At 71.1% G+C, this 17,379-nt stretch carries 15 protein-coding genes; 4 read left to right on the forward strand and 11 right to left on the reverse strand.

Features of this window, described 5'->3' with window-relative positions:
* Positions 1-116: 116 nt before the first annotated feature.
* From MCBMB27_RS01620 to MCBMB27_RS01655, 8 genes are all read right to left on the reverse strand, one after another.
* Positions 117-743, reverse strand: coding sequence for a DUF4194 domain-containing protein (locus MCBMB27_RS01620; protein ID WP_043345479.1), 627 nt, complete (start codon positions 741-743; stop codon positions 117-119).
* Positions 736-2,106 (reverse strand): Wadjet anti-phage system protein JetA family protein, encoded by a 1,371-nt coding sequence (locus tag MCBMB27_RS01625; protein WP_075379712.1) that lies wholly within the window; start codon positions 2,104-2,106, stop codon positions 736-738. The genes MCBMB27_RS01620 and MCBMB27_RS01625 overlap by 8 nt, the downstream gene beginning before the upstream one ends.
* A gap of 37 nt (positions 2,107-2,143) precedes the next feature.
* A complete protein-coding gene (locus MCBMB27_RS01630; protein ID WP_053610948.1) occupies positions 2,144-2,560 on the reverse strand; it encodes an FKBP-type peptidyl-prolyl cis-trans isomerase in 417 nt (138 codons plus the stop codon).
* Between the two features lie 107 nt (positions 2,561-2,667).
* Positions 2,668-4,764 (reverse strand): methyl-accepting chemotaxis protein, encoded by a 2,097-nt coding sequence (locus tag MCBMB27_RS01635; RefSeq protein ID WP_083683777.1) that lies wholly within the window; start codon positions 4,762-4,764, stop codon positions 2,668-2,670.
* A 329-nt stretch (positions 4,765-5,093) separates the two neighbouring features.
* Positions 5,094-6,317 carry a bifunctional phosphopantothenoylcysteine decarboxylase/phosphopantothenate--cysteine ligase CoaBC gene (gene coaBC, locus MCBMB27_RS01640; protein ID WP_075379714.1) on the reverse strand — a complete coding sequence of 408 codons (1,224 nt, stop codon included), beginning with the start codon at positions 6,315-6,317 and terminating at the stop codon, positions 5,094-5,096.
* Positions 6,318-6,360: 43 nt separating this feature from the next.
* Positions 6,361-7,083: a di-trans,poly-cis-decaprenylcistransferase gene (locus MCBMB27_RS01645; RefSeq protein ID WP_043345488.1), complete on the reverse strand. Its 723-nt coding sequence runs from the start codon at positions 7,081-7,083 to the stop codon at positions 6,361-6,363.
* 77 nt (positions 7,084-7,160) lie between these two features.
* Complete coding sequence (locus MCBMB27_RS01650) at positions 7,161-7,550, reverse strand: transcriptional regulator (protein WP_043345490.1); 390 nt, start codon at positions 7,548-7,550, stop codon at positions 7,161-7,163.
* On the reverse strand, positions 7,537-8,154 hold the full coding sequence (locus tag MCBMB27_RS01655) for a hypothetical protein (protein WP_043345491.1): 618 nt from the start codon (positions 8,152-8,154) through the stop codon (positions 7,537-7,539). Before MCBMB27_RS01655 ends, MCBMB27_RS01650 begins: the two co-directional genes overlap by 14 nt.
* Positions 8,155-8,458: 304 nt before the next feature.
* On the opposite strand from MCBMB27_RS01655, the gene uvrB reads away from it, so the two are divergent.
* Complete coding sequence (gene uvrB / locus MCBMB27_RS01660) at positions 8,459-11,221, forward strand: excinuclease ABC subunit UvrB (protein ID WP_075379715.1); 2,763 nt, start codon at positions 8,459-8,461, stop codon at positions 11,219-11,221.
* A 15-nt stretch (positions 11,222-11,236) separates the two neighbouring features.
* Here uvrB and MCBMB27_RS01665 read toward each other — a convergent pair whose 3' ends face one another.
* Positions 11,237-11,449, reverse strand: a complete 213-nt coding sequence (locus MCBMB27_RS01665) for a hypothetical protein (protein WP_043388686.1) — start codon at positions 11,447-11,449, stop codon at positions 11,237-11,239.
* Between the two features lie 136 nt (positions 11,450-11,585).
* On the opposite strand from MCBMB27_RS01665, the gene MCBMB27_RS01670 reads away from it, so the two are divergent.
* The 3 genes from MCBMB27_RS01670 to MCBMB27_RS01680 are packed head-to-tail and all read left to right on the forward strand — an operon-like array spanning position 11,586 to position 14,421.
* The gene (locus MCBMB27_RS01670; protein WP_075379716.1) at positions 11,586-12,119 is read left to right on the forward strand and encodes an ankyrin repeat domain-containing protein; all 534 of its coding nucleotides are present in this window, start codon (positions 11,586-11,588) and stop codon (positions 12,117-12,119) included.
* Positions 12,120-12,179: 60 nt separating this feature from the next.
* A complete protein-coding gene (locus MCBMB27_RS01675) occupies positions 12,180-13,937 on the forward strand; it encodes a pyrroloquinoline quinone-dependent dehydrogenase (RefSeq protein WP_091955109.1) in 1,758 nt (585 codons plus the stop codon).
* Positions 13,938-13,989: 52 nt separating this feature from the next.
* Positions 13,990-14,421 (forward strand): acyl-CoA thioesterase, encoded by a 432-nt coding sequence (locus tag MCBMB27_RS01680; RefSeq protein WP_075381845.1) that lies wholly within the window; start codon positions 13,990-13,992, stop codon positions 14,419-14,421.
* A gap of 593 nt (positions 14,422-15,014) precedes the next feature.
* On the opposite strand, the gene MCBMB27_RS01685 is transcribed toward MCBMB27_RS01680, so the two are convergent.
* Both MCBMB27_RS01685 and MCBMB27_RS01690 read right to left on the reverse strand, forming a co-directional pair.
* The gene (locus tag MCBMB27_RS01685; RefSeq protein ID WP_075379718.1) at positions 15,015-16,340 is read right to left on the reverse strand and encodes an O-antigen ligase family protein; all 1,326 of its coding nucleotides are present in this window, start codon (positions 16,338-16,340) and stop codon (positions 15,015-15,017) included.
* A 126-nt stretch (positions 16,341-16,466) separates the two neighbouring features.
* The gene (locus MCBMB27_RS01690) at positions 16,467-17,369 is read right to left on the reverse strand and encodes an alpha/beta hydrolase (RefSeq protein ID WP_043346765.1); all 903 of its coding nucleotides are present in this window, start codon (positions 17,367-17,369) and stop codon (positions 16,467-16,469) included.
* Between the last annotated feature and the right edge of the window lie 10 nt (positions 17,370-17,379).

Genomic DNA, 17,379 nt, shown 5'->3' on the forward strand with positions numbered 1-17,379 from the left:
CGTCGTCACGGGCGCCACGCCTGACCCCGGTCTGCGGGACATCGTCGAGCGGGCCGCCGCCGGGACGCTTCGCTCCGTCCGCGAAGACGACACCCCCTCAAGGACGGACGTCGGCCTCAGGCCTCCCCGGCCTCCGACCACGCCCGAAGGCGTTCCATCCAGGCGTCGGAAGCCAGCACCGTCAGCCCCGGCAGGAGCGAGAGCGGGGTGACCCGCTCGACCCGGTCGCGCTCGCCGAGGCGCAGGCCGCCGCGCTTCGCGTAGAGGCGCAGGATGTCGGCGAGCCGCCCCTCCTCGGGAGGCTCGTTGCGCGCCACGGTGCGGATCTTCTCGACGATCTCGTCGGTGGTGCAGTCGACGATCCCGTCAGTCCCGGCCCGGTGGTCGCGCAGGCCCTCCTCGTAGAGGAGCCGGAGCGCCAGGAGCACCAGCGTCTCGTCCTTGCGCAGGCGCTCCGAGACGATGTCGTGGCGGGGCGCGTCGGCGGCCGGGCTCAGCGAGACCATCTGGTCGCGATGCGAGACCGTGAGCGCGTAGCCGAGGCAGGCGAAGTAGTCGGTGAAGAACGGGGCGTAGTGCCGGGCGAGCTCGTAGGAGCGGCCGATCCCCTGGGTCTCGGCGTAGATCACCTGCCCCTTCAGAAGCACCTGGAGGGCACGGCTCAGCTCTTCGGCATCCGGCGCCCTTGCACCGGGCGGCGGCGGCTCGTCGCCGTCGATGATCGCACGGAAGCCCTCAAGCATAGGGGCGGCGCTCCAGAAGGAAATCCGGGCAGTCGAGCCAGCCATTGGCCACCCGCTCGGGCAGCCGGGTGACGGCGTAGCGCTCGCCGAGCTTGGCGTCGAACAGCACGTCGATCTCGCGCAGGCGCTGGAACACGATGAAGTCGTCGACGCCCGCGATCACGATCTGCGACCCGCGCAGCCGCACCGCCTTTCCGAGTCGGGCCTCCACGAAGGCGCTCATGCTTTCGGGCGTCACGGTGGTGCGGCGCCGGAACTCCGCCTTGGCGGCCGCGAAGGCGTCGACCACCGGATCGTCCTCGATGTCGGGCAGGGGCTCCATGTCGATCGCGGCCTTGCGGGCCCGCGGCGCCTGGAGATGCGCGTGCCCGATGGGCGGCCGCAGCAGCGAGACGTCGCCCGGCACGTCGGGGGCGATCTCCGACCCGCCGACGGCGCGCAGCATCGCGGCCACGCGCTCGACGCCGCTCGGATCCGGGCGGTCCATCACGTGCAGGGCGGAGGCGATCCGGCGCTCCAGACGCGCCACCACGGCGTCGACGGCATCGAGATGGTTGTCGAGCCCCTCGAACACCGCGAGAATCTGGGCGAGATCCGTCCGGACGGCCCGCTGCGCCGCCTCGAGATCGGCGCTCCGCCCCTCCCGGATGAGGCCCTCGGCCAGGGCCCGGACGGTGAGGGCGTCGCGCAGCGCCCGGCCGGCCTCGCGCACCACGCTGGCGCGGAAGCGGAACGGGTTGAAGCGGGTGTGGAGCGTCCGGTAGTCGCTGATCAGGTGGCGCTCGACGAAATCCTCGAAGAACAGCCGGAAGGTCTTGGCGCGGTCGGGCTCGCGCAGGATGCGCTCCTCGACCTTGCGCATGCCGGCCGCGAGCCCGCGCACGTGCGACAGGAAGGCGGCCGCGCCCCGGGCGGCGTTGGAGAGAGCCTCGGAGCGGTTCGCCGGATCCGACAGGGCGCTCTCGAGGCCACCCAGAACCTCCAGCACGGCCCCGCCGTAGGAGCGGGTCTCGCCCCGTTCCAGCCGGGACAGCTCCTCCAGGAGGAGCCGCGCCTCGGGGTCGAACTCCGCGACCGGAACGTAGCGCTCGCGGCGCTCGATCAGCCAGCCGGTGTCGAGGAGGCGCCGGTAAAGCGCCGTGCGGCGCTCGGTCGGATCGGCGGAGATCGGCTCGTCGCCGCTGACCTCGGGATCGCTCCAGCCGGCGGCGAAGTCGCCGATCTCGGCCAGAAGCTCGGCCTTGCGCACCGGCTCGGCCCCGAGGACGCGCCGGTGCAGATGCAGGAGCAGGGCCGCGTTGAAGCTGCGGCTCGGCGAAGCCAGCGGCTTGAACAGCTCGTCGGACAGCTGCGCGAACAGCATGGTTCTGGAAACTCTCGCCGTCGCGCAGCCGTGCCGCTTACTTCGCGCCGAGGAGTTCGACGTCGAAGATCAGGGTGGCGTTCGGCGGGATCACGCCGCCGGCGCCCCGGGCGCCGTAGCCGAGCTGCGGCGGGATGATCAGGGTGCGCTTGCCGCCGGTCTTCATGGTGGCGACGCCCTCGTCCCAGCCCTTGATCACCTGGCCGGCGCCGAGGGGGAAGCTGAAGGGCTGGTTGCGGTCGCGGGACGAATCGAACTTCTTGCCCTTCTTGCCGCCCTCGTCGAGCCAGCCGGTGTACTGGACGGTGACCTGCTGGCCGGCCTTCGGCTCAGGCCCGGTGCCGACGACCTCGTCCTGATACTTGAGGCCGGAGGGCGTGGTCACGGTCTCGGCATTGGCGGCTGTGGTCATGGCGATCAACGCGGCTCCGAAGAGGGGGGACAGGCGAGGCATGGTTTCTCCCTGGAGCCGGCGCCGTGCGCGCCGGCCATCGGGAGGCCTTCTATCGCCTCGGACCCGTCCAGGCCAGGGAGCCCGGTCGCCCGAGCCTCCGGGACCGTTCAGGCGGCGCGGACGCTGTCCAGGAACCGGTCGACCTCGGCGGTCAGATGCGCGGACTGGGCCGACAGGGCAGCGGCCGCGGCCAGAACTTCCCCCGCCGCCGCCTCGGTCGCGCTCGAGGCTTCAGCGACGCCGGCGATATGGCCGGTGACCGCGGCCGCGCCCTGCGCCGCCTGTCCGACGTTGCGGACGATCTCCTGAGTGGCCGCGCCCTGCTGCTCCACCGCCGCGGCGATCGAGGTCGCCACGCCGTCGATCTCGCGGATCCGGGCCGTGATCGTCCCGATCGCCGCGACGGCCTCGCCCGTCGAGGCCTGAACCCGCCCGATCTGGCCCGAGATCTCGTCCGTAGCGCGGGCGGTCTGAACGGCCAGCGCCTTCACTTCGGCGGCGACGACCGCGAAGCCGCGACCGGCGGCGCCCGCCCGCGCCGCCTCGATCGTGGCGTTCAACGCCAGCAGGTTCGTCTGGCCCGCGATGGTCGCGATCAGCCCGACGACGTCGCCGATCCGCGACACGGCCTCGCTCAGGTCCCGGACCAGCGCGCCGGTTTGATCGGCCTCCGCGACGGCCGCACGCGCGAGATTGGCCGAGCCGTCGACCTGCCGGCCGATTTCCTGCACGGAGGTGCCGAGTTCCTCGGCAGCCGCCGCCACGGTGTTGACGTTGCTCGCCGCCTGCTCGGCGGCGGCAGCGACGGTTGTCGACTGCCCGGCACTCTCGGCCGCGGTCTCCGTCATGCTCCCGGCCGTGGCCTGCAGGGCCGTGGCCGAGGCCGAGACCTGGGCGATGACGCCGCCGACCGCCCGCTCGAAGCGCTCGGCCATCGCGCGCAGTCCGCTGCGGCGCCGCGCCTCGGCGGCCTGCCGGGCCTCTTCGGCCTCGGCTTCGAGGCGACGGGACCGGATCAAATTGTCCTTGAAGACCTGCACGGCCCGGACCATGGCGCCGATCTCGTTGCGCCGGTCCAGGCTTGGGACCACGACGTCGGCATCGCCGGCCGCCAGGGCCTCCATCGTCGCGGTGATCGCCCGGATCGGCCGCAGCACCCCGCGGAAGAGCACGATCAGGGCGAGCGCGACCAGGAGCAGGGTTGCCAGCAGGGCCGCCCCGTCGCGCAGCAGGACGCGCCGGGCCGCGCCGGACAGGGTCTCGGCCCGCGCGATCATCTCGTCGAGGCAGACGAAGGCGAGGTCGACGAGAGTGACCTGCTCGGGCGTATCGAGCTTGCGCGCCTGCGCGAGCGTCAGACCCGGCGGCGTGCCGCGGCTCAGCGCGGTCGCCACTGCGGACCGGCGGGCCAGGGATGGGCCCTCGAAATTGTTCTCCCGGGCCCGGCGGAACGCCGCGCGAACCGTCTCGGACATCTCCGAAGCGGCCTCGATGGCCGATCTCCAGGCCGCGTCGAGACGTCCCCGCTCCTCGGCAGCCGCCACGGTCTCGTCCAGCGACCAGGCCGTCCCGGCCGCCAGGGACGTCTGCACCCGCAGGGCGACGGCTCCGTTGGCCATGCGCGTCGACCAGGCCGCCCGCTTGAGGGCGAGATCGCGTCGGAGGATCCCGTCGGACAGCGGGATCGCGGCATCCACGGCATCGCTCGTGGCGATCAGGGCATCGAGCATCTCCTGGAAGGCGGCCTTCGCCTCGGTCGTCACCGCGCCATCCCGCTGGGATCTCGACAGCTTCAGGGCCGCGTCGACCCGCGGCCGGAGGCGTTCGACGCGTCCGCCGGCAGCCCGCAGGGGGCCGAGGGTCGCAGTCACGGCGGGGAGACCCAGCCCGTCGAGGAGGGGCTGTGCTTCGGCCAGCCCGGCGATCACCCGCTGCCGGTCCGCGTAGAGCGACGCGCGGGTTTCGGCCTCGACGGGCTCGGCGGCGGCGAGGAATTGCAGCGTCGCCCCCCGTTCGAACCGGGCCACGTTCAGGGTCTGGAGAAGGGCGCGGCTCGCCCGCACCAGGGTGATGACCTGCTCGGCCTCCGCCGCCTGCTCCTGCGCCTCCCGCACGGCGCCCGTCGCGAAGGCCAGCATGATCGTCGCCATGGCGACGAGGACGAGACACATGGTCGTCCGGATCGACAGGTCCCGCACCCGCATCATGCTTCACCTCCGACGGCCCGACAGATCGAGCGTATCGCAGGATCATAACAAGTTTTTCTCAAGCACAATCAAAAAATCTGATGTATTTCTATGGTCGTTCGACCGCGTATAGCCTCATTCGAAATGTGATTTGAGGAAATTTCCGGCATTTACCGAATGACACCGCGAATAATCGCGAAAATCACCTCCTCCAAAATACAAATATCTCAGGACCGTCTCTCACCCGTCTGCGCGCGATCGACGTCACCGCCGGGGTGCGGGCCGACGAAGCACCTTCGAAGCACCTTCGCGGGGCAGGGAGGCGGGCTCGCAGCGGCCCCGTCGCGTCAGCCGGTCAGAAGCCCCGCGACATGGGCCACGAGCCGCCGGGCGACTTCCTCCTTGCCGAGGCGCGGCCAGGTTTCCACCGCACCGTCCCGTCGGATCAGGTGAACCGTATTGTCGGTACCGCCCATGACGCCGCCCTCGGCCGACACGTCGTTGGCCACGATCAGGTCGCAGCCCTTCCGGGCAATCTTCGCCCGGGCGTGCTCGACGACCGTGTCGGTCTCGGCGGCGAACCCGACCACGAGGGGCGGGCGTCCCACCGGCAGGCGCGCGATCGTGGCGAGGATGTCGGGATTCTCCACCAGCGGCATCGGCGCCGGGCCGGTGCCGTCCTTCTTGATCTTCTTGCTGCCGGCCTCCTGCTCCGGACGCCAGTCGGCGACCGCGGCGGCGAAGACCGCGATGTCGGCTGGCAGCGCCGCCTCGACGGCTTCCAGCATCTGCCGGGCGGTCTCGACCCGGACGACGGCGACGCCCGGCGGATCGGGGAGCGCCACGGGCCCGGAGACCAGGGTCACGGCGGCACCGGCCGCAGCGGCGGCCGCCGCGATGGCGTGGCCCTGGCGGCCGGAGGAGCGGTTGGCGATGTAGCGGACCGGATCGATCGGCTCGTGGGTGGGACCGGAGGTCACGAGCACGCGCCGACCGGCCAGGGGCCTGTCCCCGGCCTGCTGGCCGAGCATCCGTTCCAGCGCATCGGCGATCTCGTTGGGCTCGGCCATGCGGCCGGGGCCGGATTCGGGCTCCGCCATCCGGCCAGCATTCGGCCCCACGATCCGGACGCCGTCGCCCTCCAGGACCGCGCGGTTCCGGCGGGTGGCCGGATGCGCCCACATCTGGACGTTCATGGCCGGCGCGATCAGGATCGGAAGGGTCGTCGCCAGCAGGACCGTGGTCGCGAGGTCGGCCGCGTGACCGCCGGCCATGCGGGCCATCAGGTTGGCGGTCGCGGGCGCCACCACCACGGCATCCGCCTGACGGGCGAGCTTGATGTGGCCGATCTCGGCCTCGGAAGCCCGGTCGAACAGGTCGGTATGGGCCCGCTCGCCGGCGAGCGCGGCGGCGGCAAGGGGCGTCACGAATTCCTGCGCCCCCGCGGTCAGCACCGGGCAGACGCTGGCGCCGCGCTCGCGCAGGCGCCGGATCAGGTCGAGGGCCTTGTAGGCCGCGATGCCGCCGCCGATGACGAGAAGGACGCGGCGCTGGGCGAGGGTCTCGGTCATGCCGAGAACCCTCTGCGCGCCGGTGCGCGCCCGTCAAGCGGCCTCAGGCCGCGGCCGGGACTGCCGGAGCCTTCAGCCCGCCGAACCGGCGCTCGCGGCGGCCGAACTCGGCGACCGCCTCGGCCAGGTCCTCGGGACCGAACTCGGGCCACATCCGCTCTGTGAAATGCAACTCGGCATAGGCCGCCTCCCACAGCATGAAGTCGGAGAGACGCCGCTCGCCGCCGGTGCGGATCAGCAGGTCGACATCGACGGGGGAGCCGTGCATCGGGCCGGCCACCAGCTTGCCGAAGCTCTCGCGGGTCGGATCTTCGCCCTGGAGGCGCTGCGCCGCGGCGATGATCGCGTCGCGGGCCGAGTAGTCGACGCAGATCCGGAGATGCAGCCGGGTCCCCGCCGCCGTGGCGGCTTCCGCCGCGGCGATCGCCTCGGGGATGCCGTCCGGCAGACGGTCGCGCCGGCCGACGACGCTGAGGCGCGTGCCGGTCCGGGCGAGGCGCTGGGTCTCGTTGCGCAGGTAGGAGCGCAGGAGCCGCATCAGGCCGCCGACCTCTTCGGCGGGGCGCTGCCAGTTATCCGCCGAGAAGGCGTAGAGCGTGAGCGTGCCGATGCCGAGATCCGGACAGGCCTCGGCGGTGCGCCGGATCGACTCCACGCCGCGGTGGTGGCCGGCCAGCCGCGGCAGGCCGCGCTGCGTGGCCCAGCGCCCGTTACCGTCCATGATGATCGCGGCGTGCAGGGGACCCGGCACCGCTTCGCTTTGCATCGTAAAGTCTCCCGGCATGGGCGTGGCGTTCAGGTCTATCGAGACGGGATTAACATTCCCGGCGGGACGGGGCGGTCTCACGCCGTTTTCGTGGCCGGATCGAGGCCGCGGACACCGGATTCGGGGCCGCGCTCGGCGGCCTGCGCGGCGTCGCGCACCACCTGCTCGAGCACGCCGAGATAGCCGATGAAGCGCTGGCGCCCGGTGACGGTGAGGCGGCAGACTGTCTGCGACCGGTTGTGCGCGAAGCCCTTCTCGAGGCTCACCAGATCGGCCTCGCTCAGCACGGCGAGGTGGCGGCTCAGGTTGCCGTCGGTGAGCCCGCACAGGCGCTTGAGATCCGGGAAGGGCAGGCCCTTCGGATGCGCCACCAGGGAGGTCAGCACGCTGAGGCGCGCCCGCTCGTGGATGATCCTGTCGAGCCCCTCGTAAGAAAAGCGCCCGTCGGAACGGTCAGCGGTCGTCATCGAAGGCCCGGGCCGCGTGATGGATGATCCCGGCCAGCCACGCTTGACCGAGCAGGAAGGGCAGGCCCATCGTCCAGGGAGACAGGGCCCGGGTCTCGGCCGAGACCGCCAGCACGGCGAGCCCGGCGAGCAGGTACCAGGCGCCGACGCCCTGGACAGCCCGCGGCAGGATCCGGGACGAGGCGAACAGGCCGAGGCCGACCAGCACCTGCCAGAGACCCGGCAGCATCCAGACCTCGTCGGGTGCGAAGCGGGCGACGACCAGGGCGAGGCAGGCCCCCGCGCCCGCGGCCGGCAGGAACACCTCGATGGCGTTCCAAACCATGGCGTCGGCGAGGCCGGAATGCAGGCGCCGGCTGCGCCGGACCGCCTCGACGCCGATCATCATGAAAGCCGCGAGGGCGGCCGCGATCCAGAGGCCGAAGAACAGGCCCGGCCGCGCCGCGGGATCGCCAAGCCAAAGGGCCTGCCCCGCCGCGCAGGCCAGCGCGAGGAAGCCGGTGCCGGCGACCGTCGCCGCCCCCAAACCCCGGAACGCCGTGTCGCGGGCGATCTGCGAGCGGATCGCCACGATGTCGGCCAGCGCCTTGTCCAGGTCCTGCATGTGCCTCAAGCCCCCGGCTGCAGCATGCTTCGCACCGCGCTTTGCATCGCAAAGTATCGACAGGATGGGCTTTCCGCAAGCCGCCTGTCCCACTCCGCGGATGCGGATCTTCTCAGCATCCGAGCCCGAGGTCGAGATCGGCACCCCGTGAATTCTACTTAATGGCTGTATTCGCTACGCCTTCTCCAGTGGAAAGGGGTCTCGCCCACCCGCCGGTCCGAGGCGCGGGCGGCCTCCCACGGAAGTTGTCAAACTGCACCCGTGCAGGGTTCCTCGGAGCGGGGTCCAGGCCCATATTGTTCTCATGCCAGCACCGAAGAAACCGCGCGCCGCTTCCGTTTCGGCGTCGTCCGCCAAGGCGTCGAAGCCCGAGCTCAAGCCGCTCGACACCTATCTGGCCGAGCTCCTGAACCCGGCACTCAACCGGAACCGGCCGGCCGCCGTCGAGCCGCCCCCCGAGCCGCCCGCGCGGCCGGGCAAGCCGAAAGGACGAGCCGGCAAGGACGGCACCAAGGCCGCCGCGCGCCGGGGCGCGATCGCCCGCGACGGCTTCGCGGAGGCTCCGCAGGCCGGCTACGCCCTCGGCGACGCGGCCGATGTCGATCCGCGCCTCGCCCAAGCGCTCGGCCTGACGCCGCCGGAGGACGGTCCGGTGCCCGAGGGCGCCGACCTGCCGGATCCCGGCGACGACGGCGGCGCCTCCGCGACGGTGTCGGCCCTGGAGCGGCTGCTCACCGAGGGCAACCCGCTGTTCAAGGACGGCCAGACCTGGGTCCCGCACCGCCCGGAGCGACCGAAGAAATCCGAGGGTGGCGTCCGGTTCACGCTGAAATCCGAGTTCAAGCCCGCCGGTGACCAGCCGAAAGCGATCGCCGAACTCGTCGGCGGCGTGCAGGGACTCGAGCGCGATCAGGTGCTGCTCGGCGTCACCGGCTCGGGCAAGACCTTCACGATGGCCAAGATCATCGAGGAGACCCAGCGCCCGGCCCTGATCCTGGCGCCCAACAAGACGCTGGCCGCGCAGCTCTACGGGGAGTTCAAGGCGTTCTTCCCGGACAACGCCGTCGAGTACTTCGTCTCCTACTACGACTATTACCAGCCCGAGGCTTACGTCCCGCGCTCCGACACGTTCATCGAGAAGGAATCCTCGATCAACGAGCAGATCGACCGGATGCGCCACGCCGCCACCCGCGCCCTGCTGGAGCGGGACGACGTCATCATCGTCGCCTCGGTCTCGTGCATCTACGGCATCGGCTCGGTCGAGACCTACACGGCGATGTCCTTCACCGTCTCGCTCGGCGAGCGGATCGAGCAGCGCCAGCTCATCGCCGACCTCGTGGCCCTGCAGTACAAGCGGATCCAGTCGGATTTCGCCCGCGGCACCTTCCGGGTGCGCGGCGATTCCATCGAGCTGTGGCCCGCCCACTTGGAAGACCGCGGCTGGCGCATCGGCCTGTTCGGCGACGAGGTCGAGAGCATCGTCGAGTTCGATCCGCTCACCGGCAAGACGATCTCCGAACTGAAGTTCGTGAAGGTCTACGCCAACTCGCACTACGTGACGCCGCGCCCGACGCTGCAGCAGGCGATCAAGGGCATCAAGAACGAGCTGAACGGCCGGATCGAGGAGCTTACCAAGATGGGCCGCCTCATCGAGGCGCAGCGCATCGACCAGCGCTGCACCTTCGACATCGAGATGATCGAGGCCACCGGCGCCTGCAACGGCATCGAGAACTATTCCCGCTACCTCACCGGCCGGAAGCCCGGCGAGCCGCCGCCGACCCTGTTCGAGTACCTGCCCGACAACGCCCTGGTCTTCACCGACGAGAGCCACGTCACGGTGCCGCAGATCGGCGGCATGTACCGGGGCGACTTCCGCCGGAAGGCGACGCTCGCCGAATACGGCTTCCGGCTGCCTTCCTGCCTCGACAACCGCCCCCTGCGCTTCGAGGAATGGGACGCGATGCGCCCGCAGACGGTCCACGTCTCGGCGACGCCGGGCAAGTGGGAGATGGAGCAGACGGGGGGCGTCTTCGCCGAGCAGGTGATCCGCCCGACGGGGCTCGTGGATCCGGTGATCGAGATCCGCCCGGCCCGCAGCCAAGTGGACGACCTGCTGGGCGAGGTCCGCGAAGTCGCGCAGGCCGGCTACCGGACTCTCGTGACCACGCTCACCAAGCGCATGGCCGAGGACCTCACCGAGTATCTCCACGAGAACAGCGTGCGGGTGCGCTACATGCACTCCGACATCGACACGCTGGAGCGCATCGAGATCATCCGCGACCTGCGGCTCGGTGCCTTCGACGTGCTGATCGGCATCAACCTCCTGCGCGAGGGCCTCGACATCCCGGAATGCGCCCTGGTGGCGATCCTCGACGCCGACAAGGAGGGCTTCCTCCGCTCGGAGACCTCTCTGATCCAGACCATCGGCCGCGCCGCCCGCAACGCCGACGCGCGCTGCATCCTGTACGCGGACAACATCACCGGCTCGATGGAGCGGGCGATGGCCGAGACCGAGCGGCGCCGCACCAAGCAGCTCGCCTACAACGAAGAGCACGGGATCACGCCGCAGAGCGTGAAGCGCGGCATCGCCGACATCCTGAGCAGCGTGTTCGAGCGCGACCACGTCCAGGTCGATACCGGGCTGGCCAAGGACGCGATCACGGTGGGCCACAACCTCAAGGCCGTGATGGCGGATCTGGAGAAGCGCATGCGCGCCGCCGCCGCCGATCTCGACTTCGAGGAGGCAGCCCGCCTGCGCGACGAGCTGAAGCGGCTCCAGGCCACCGAGCTTCTGGTCTCGGACGACCCGATGGCACGACAGAGCGACGTGGAGCGCGAGGCCGGAAAGTTCGGCCGGAAGGCGCCGCGCGGGGCAGGGGGCGCAGGCGGAGGCGGCAGCCGCATCGCCAAGCCCGACCTCGACAATATGGGCCCCGGCACGGACCGGGAGCTTCCGGTGGGCGGCCTCGCGCCGGCTTGGCAGGAGCGGCCGAAGCCGCGCTCGACGCAGGGGCTCGGCGGGCAGAAGCCCAAATACAAGGGCGGCGGCGGACGGCGGCGGGGCTGACCGGCCGCCGCTGGCTCAGGCGGCCTCGTGATCCCGGCCATGCGCCGTCGCGGCCTCGCCGGCATCGACGATGGCCTGGGCGATCCGGACGGCGAGGGCGTTGCAGGCCTCGTCGTAGGCGTGGGGATCGGCCTGTACGGCCGCCTGTGCGACCGCGCCTGCGCGCTCCCGGACGATGTCGCGCGCGGTGCGCAAGGCGTCGGCGAAGGGCTCGAAGGGTCGGGGCATCGGCGCGCTCCGGAAGCGTCGGGCCTTTGGCCCGGATTGGCGGCTGGAACGAGCAGCGCCCCGAAACTGTTCCCGCCGCCGCTGGACGTGGACGCCGGACCGGCCCAGATCAGCGGCCAGAAGAGACGAGCACGCGATGGCCTCAGAGACGAACACGCCCCCGACCCTCGATGACGAAACCCTGGCCTTCGCCGCCCGCGTCTTCCAGTACGCGCGGATGGGCCATGCGGAGGATCTCGCCGACCTGTTCGGGCAGGGGCTGCCGGCGAACCTGCGCAACGACAAGGGCGACAGCCTGCTGATGCTGGCCGCCTATAACGGCCAGGCGGACGCCACGCGGGTGATCCTGGAGGCCGGCGGCGACCCGGAACTCGCGAATGACCGTGGCCAGACGCCCCTCGCCGGCGCGGCCTTCAAGAACGATCTCGCGATCGCGCAACTCCTGCTCCAGCACGGGGCCAAGGTGGACGGGACCGGCGACGGCACCCGCACGGCCCTGATGACGGCGGCGATGTTCGACCGCACCGAGATGGTCGACCTGCTCCTCCGCCACGGCGCCGACCCGGACCGGCGCGACGCCTCCGGACAGAGCGCCGCCGACATGGCCCGGTCAATGGGTGCCCAGGCGACGCCGGCGCAGCTCGACGGGGCGCCCCGGAGGCAGGCTTAGGCCCACTTTCAGAAACGGATCCAAGCGGGCGCGACTGTCGCCGCACAAGGGAGCACAGCTTTGGCGCGATGGATTGGGGCGGTCCTGCTGGCCTGCTTTGCGGGACCGGCGTCCCTCGGGTCGACCTCCGCCGCTGAATCGCCCTGGCCGGCCTTCGGACACGATCCGAGCAACCGCAACTTCTCCGACCTGACCCAGATCGACCGCGACACTGTCGGTCGGCTGCGCCCCGCCTGGATCTTCCAGACCGGAATCACCGGATACTTCCAGGCCCAGCCCGTGATGGTGGACGGCACCCTCTTCGTCTCCACGACGCAGAACAACGTCGCGGCCCTCGACGCGAAGACCGGCAAGCCCGTCTGGACCTACACCCACAAGCCGCGCACCGAGAAGATCTTCGGACCGCCCTCGAACCGCGGGGTCGCGGTGTCGGGGGGGCTCGTCTTCGAGGCGACCATGGACGGGCGGCTGATCGCCCTCGACGCGAAAACCGGCAGGATCGTCTGGGACAAGGAGGCGGTCCGCCCCGAGGAGGGCGAGAGCGAGACCGCTTCGGGCCTCGCCGCGACGCTCGGCGGCAAGCCCGTCCAGGGCTCGAGCCGCCTCGGCTTCAAGATGCCGCCGCTGGTTGCCGACGGGCTCGTGATCGTCGGCGTCACCGGCGCCGGATACGGCCTCCACATCGAGGACGAGGCGGGCGGCCTCGACGGCGGCGCCGTCGTCGGCATCGAGGGCGGGTACGGGCGACGCGGCTGGCTCGCGGCCTACGACGCGAAGACCGGCGAGGAACGCTGGCGCTGGTACGTCACGCCGTCCGAGGGTTGGGAGGGGGGCTTCGTCGCCCAGACCGCCGACGGCACGCCGCTCCACCGGGACATCGCCGCCGAGAAGGCCGCCGCTCCGGCCAACCGCGACGCTTGGCGCGTCGGCGGCGGCTCCCTCTGGATGACGCCGGCCTATGATCCGGATCTCGGCCTGATCTTCCTCGGCACCGGCAACCCGGCCCCGCAGAATTTCGGCCTCTCGCGTCCGGGCGACAATCTCTACACGATGTGCCTCGTGGCCCTCGACGTGAAGACCGGCGCGCTGCGCTGGTACTACCAGCAGGTGCCGCACGACGAATGGGGCTACGACGTCGCCGCGCCGCCCTTCCTGCTCGACATGCCCGGTGGCGCGAAGGCGGTGGCTTCGGCAAGCAAGACCGGCTGGATCTACGTCCACGACCGCGCCACGGGGACGCTCCTGGCGCGGTCCGCGCCGCTCGTCGATCAGAAGAACCTGTTCGCGCCGCCGACGCAGCAGGGCACCGTGGTGGCGCCCGGTCCCCTCGGCGCGGTCTCGTGGCCGCCCACCGCCTATGACGGCCGGCGCGCCTACCTTCAGGTCCGCCACGGGGCGACGACCTACACGGTGAAGACCGTTCCGGCGGCCGCTGGGCGTCCGGAGATCCGCTACACGGAGACGGGCGAGGCGAAGGGCGAGGCGTCCTTCAGCACGCTGACGGCGGTCGACCTCGTGGAGGGCGGCAGGATCGCCTGGTCGGTCCGCGGGGGGAGCCGTCTCTCCGGAGGGACCCTGGCGACGGCCGGCGGCCTCGTCTTCTCGGGAGAGGAGGATGGCCATCTCGACGCCCACGATGCGAAGGACGGCCGGATTCTCTGGCGCTTCCAGTGCGGGGCCGGCATCAGCGGCCCGGCGATGACCTACGCGCTGGACGGCAAGCAATACCTCGCGGTGGCGGCGGGCGGCGCCTCCTTCACCAAGGCATCCGGGTTCGGCACCGGCGACGCATTGCTGGTCTTCGCGCTGCCCGATTGACCGCGACCGAGCTTGGCCGGATGTCTCCCGTCCGTTCGGGGGACGGATGGCCATGGCGGATCTGTGCGAGGACATCGGGGGCGGGGCGACGGTCCAGCCGACGGATCGCGGTCCGCCGGTCATCCGCTCCATCGCGATGCCCGCCGACACCAACCCCGCCGGCGACATCTTCGGCGGCTGGCTCATGGCACAGATGGATCTCGCGGCCGGCAACGTCGCGGCCCGTCGGGCACGGGGCCGGTGCGCCACCCTCGCGGTCGACGCGATCACCTTCCACCACCCGGTCTTCGTGGGCGACGAGGTGAGCCTCTATGCGTGGCTCCTGAAGGTCGGGCGCTCCTCCCTGCGCATCCAGGTCGAGGTCTGGCGGCGCGAACGGGCAAGCGAGGTCACCATGAAGGTGACCGAGGCGACCTTCACCTTCGTGGCGATCGGCGAGGACCGGCGCCCGCGGCCTGTGCCACCGGCCGAATCCGGGCTCTGATCCGGTTTCGAGGACGGGATCGGGGCGACCTTCAGCGACGCGGCGGGATCCACGGCGCCTGAGAGGACCGGCGCGGATCCGGACCGGTGGCGTGCGCCCGAGGGTCAGCGCTATATGCGCGCGGGCGGTTTTGCCGATCCGGGACCGTATCGGATCGGTGCCGGACGGCCGCAGCCCTGTCATCGCGGGCCGTGAGACCGTGGCGACCGTTGAAGCGCCGGGAAACATGCGCCTCGGTGGCGAAGCCGCACCGATACGCCAAGGCGCCGATCGACATGTGGAGGCAGGCCGGGTCGGATCGACGTCCCTCTCCGGGCGCGAGAGAGGCAGTTCCAGGAACCGTCCGGGCTGTCGGCGTCCGACGCGACGCCGCCAGCCCGTCGATCCGGCAGGACGATCCCGCCCGGAGCCTGAACCGAGCGCCGGTCGGCAGGGCGAGCCACATCCATCCTGTGCCGATCCCGCAGGGCGGTCGCCAAGCGGCTGGATCTCGGTCGCGAGGACGGCATTCCGCGCGCGTCCCGCGTCCGGCGGCGATACGCGTGGGATGGCCAAGCGCCGAGGGTCGGGGACGATCGGGCGGCGGATCCGCCTCAGCGCGCCAGGACGGCGTAGCGGGTGCGCAGGCGCAGGCCGAACACCGCGATCATGAACATGCAGCAGGTGGCGTTGTTACCGTTGTAGAGCACCGTCTCGAAGGAGGCCGAGACCAGCCCGAGAAACCACAGCCGCAGGAACAGCATGGTCTCCGCGTCGAGGCGCATTCCGCCGGCCACGCGCTGCAGGTCGCGCACCGGGGCGAGGACGAAGGCCACCACGGTGAGCGCGAGGAACGGCAGGCCGCCGATCAGCGCGGTGTCGAGATAGGCGTTGTGGGCATGGTCGACGGTGGTGACCCAGGTGAGCTCCTCGGAACCGGCGTACATGGTGCGTTCGGTCATCCAGAAGGCGCCGATGCCCCAGCCGCGCCAGGGCCGGATCATGATGTTGTCGATGGCGAACTGCCAGATCTCGCTGCGGCCCGTGAAGGTCGCGTCGGTGAGCAGCGCCCCCACCGCATCCTGGATCGGCGGCGCGAGCACGGAGCCGATGGAGATCAGCGAGAACCCGATCACGGGGCCGAGGAGCAGCAGGCGCCGCAGGAACCCGCCGGTGAGGACCTGGCACAGGCCGGTGACGGCGAGGATCACCGGAAGGAGCAGGATCGCGGTCTTCGAGCCGCTCGCCACCAGGAAGCCGGCCGCCAGGAGCACGATCGCCCAGCCGAGCAGACGGCTCGCGACGGTGGCGACGTAGAGGCCGACGATCACCAGGATCACCATGGCTGCCCCAGCCTCGTTCTTCTGCGGGAAGATTCCGCGCCAGAGACCGGGATGGCTGGGATCGGAATTGACGTCGAAGGCCGAGTGGATCGCGAGATTGGGCACGAGGGCGACCGCGAGGTAGGAGCCGAGCACGATCACCAGGGCGGATCCGGCCATGGTCAGCGCCAACTGCCGGGGGGATCGGGCCACGATCAGCACGCCTGCCGAGAGCATCGCCGCGATGGCGAAGAGGACGAGCCGCCGCAGCGACAGGCTGGGCTCGATCGACAGGAGCGCCGTCGCCCCGAGCCAGACGGCACAGAGGACGAGGGGGCGCGTCAGCAGCGGATGAAGGTGCCGGACGCCAATCCGGTGGATCGCCGCGGCCATGGCGGCACCGGCGCCGAGAAACAGGACCTGCGTCAGCAGGCTTCCATCCTCGGAGGCCGCGAGCATCGACCGATCCGACAGATCCTTCAGCCAGACGTGGTTCCAGAGCAGGACGAAGACGAACCCGTTCAGGAGCACGCGCAGCACGTCGGGCATGTCCCGGCCCGCGACGCCGCGCTGCCGCCCGTCGGCCGGGATCCCGATCGCCGCGTCCGCAGAAGCCATGCCGTCCCACCGCGAGGCCGCGCCGTGCGGCCGAGACCATTCTAGCGGCCCGCGGGTCCGGGGCGATGGAAAATCAGACGTTCCGGCCGACGATCGCGCGATAACCTTGACGTAAGCCCGAAGCGATCAGCGCCGCATCGTGTACTGCGAGCGGCCGGCGGATTGCCGCATCAGGAACGAGGCCATCTCGGCGAGTTCCGGGGCCTTGGAGCGGAAGGTGACGGACAGCGCCAGCAACGTGTCCTTGTGATCGAGCCCCGCATAGATCCGCTCCTGGACCGGGACGTGCTCGGCCCGCAGCTTGGCGGCGAGGCTGACCGTGTGCCGCGGCTTCACCACCGTGTCGGCGTCGCCGGTCGCCAGGAAGGCGGGGGGCGAGAGCGGGCCCGCGAAGGCCACCGGCTGCGTTGCCTCCGGATCGGGAGCCTTCCCGAACACCTTCACGGTGGTGTCCTGATCGAACGGCAGGAAATCGTAGGGTCCGGACAGGCCCGCGACCGCCTTGATGACCTTGGGATCGATTCCGGCCGCGATCACGTAGCGCGGGTCGAGGCCGAGCATCACCGCGTTGTAGGCCCCGGCCGAGTGGCCGGCGAGCACGATCCGGCGCGGATCGCCGCCATAGCCCGCGATGTTGTCGCGCACCCAGGCGATGGCCGCCGCACCATCCTCCAGGAAGCCGGGAAACGGTGCCTCCGGGTAGAGCCGGTAGTCGGGCAGCACCGTGACGAAGCCCTGCGCGGCGAGCGCGTGCCCGACGAAGGCGTAATCGTCCTTGGAGCCGCTCTGCCAGGAGCCGCCGTAGAAGAACACGAGGACCGGCGCATTCTCGGCGGCCGCCGTCGGGACGTAGACATCGAGGTGCCGCCGCGGCCCTTCGCCGAAGGGCTGGTCCTTCGCGGCGAGGCGCCCCCCCGGATCGCGCGGGCCGATCGCGTCGAACAGGGCGAGCGGCGAGGCAGCGGTGAAGCCGAACGCGGCGAGCCCGAGACAGAGGAGGCTAGCAAACGCGGTGAGGAGGCGTGTCATATCCCATCCG

The organism is Methylobacterium phyllosphaerae (assembly GCF_001936175.1).
In the GTDB taxonomy this organism is placed as follows: Bacteria; Pseudomonadota; Alphaproteobacteria; order Rhizobiales; family Beijerinckiaceae; genus Methylobacterium; species Methylobacterium fujisawaense.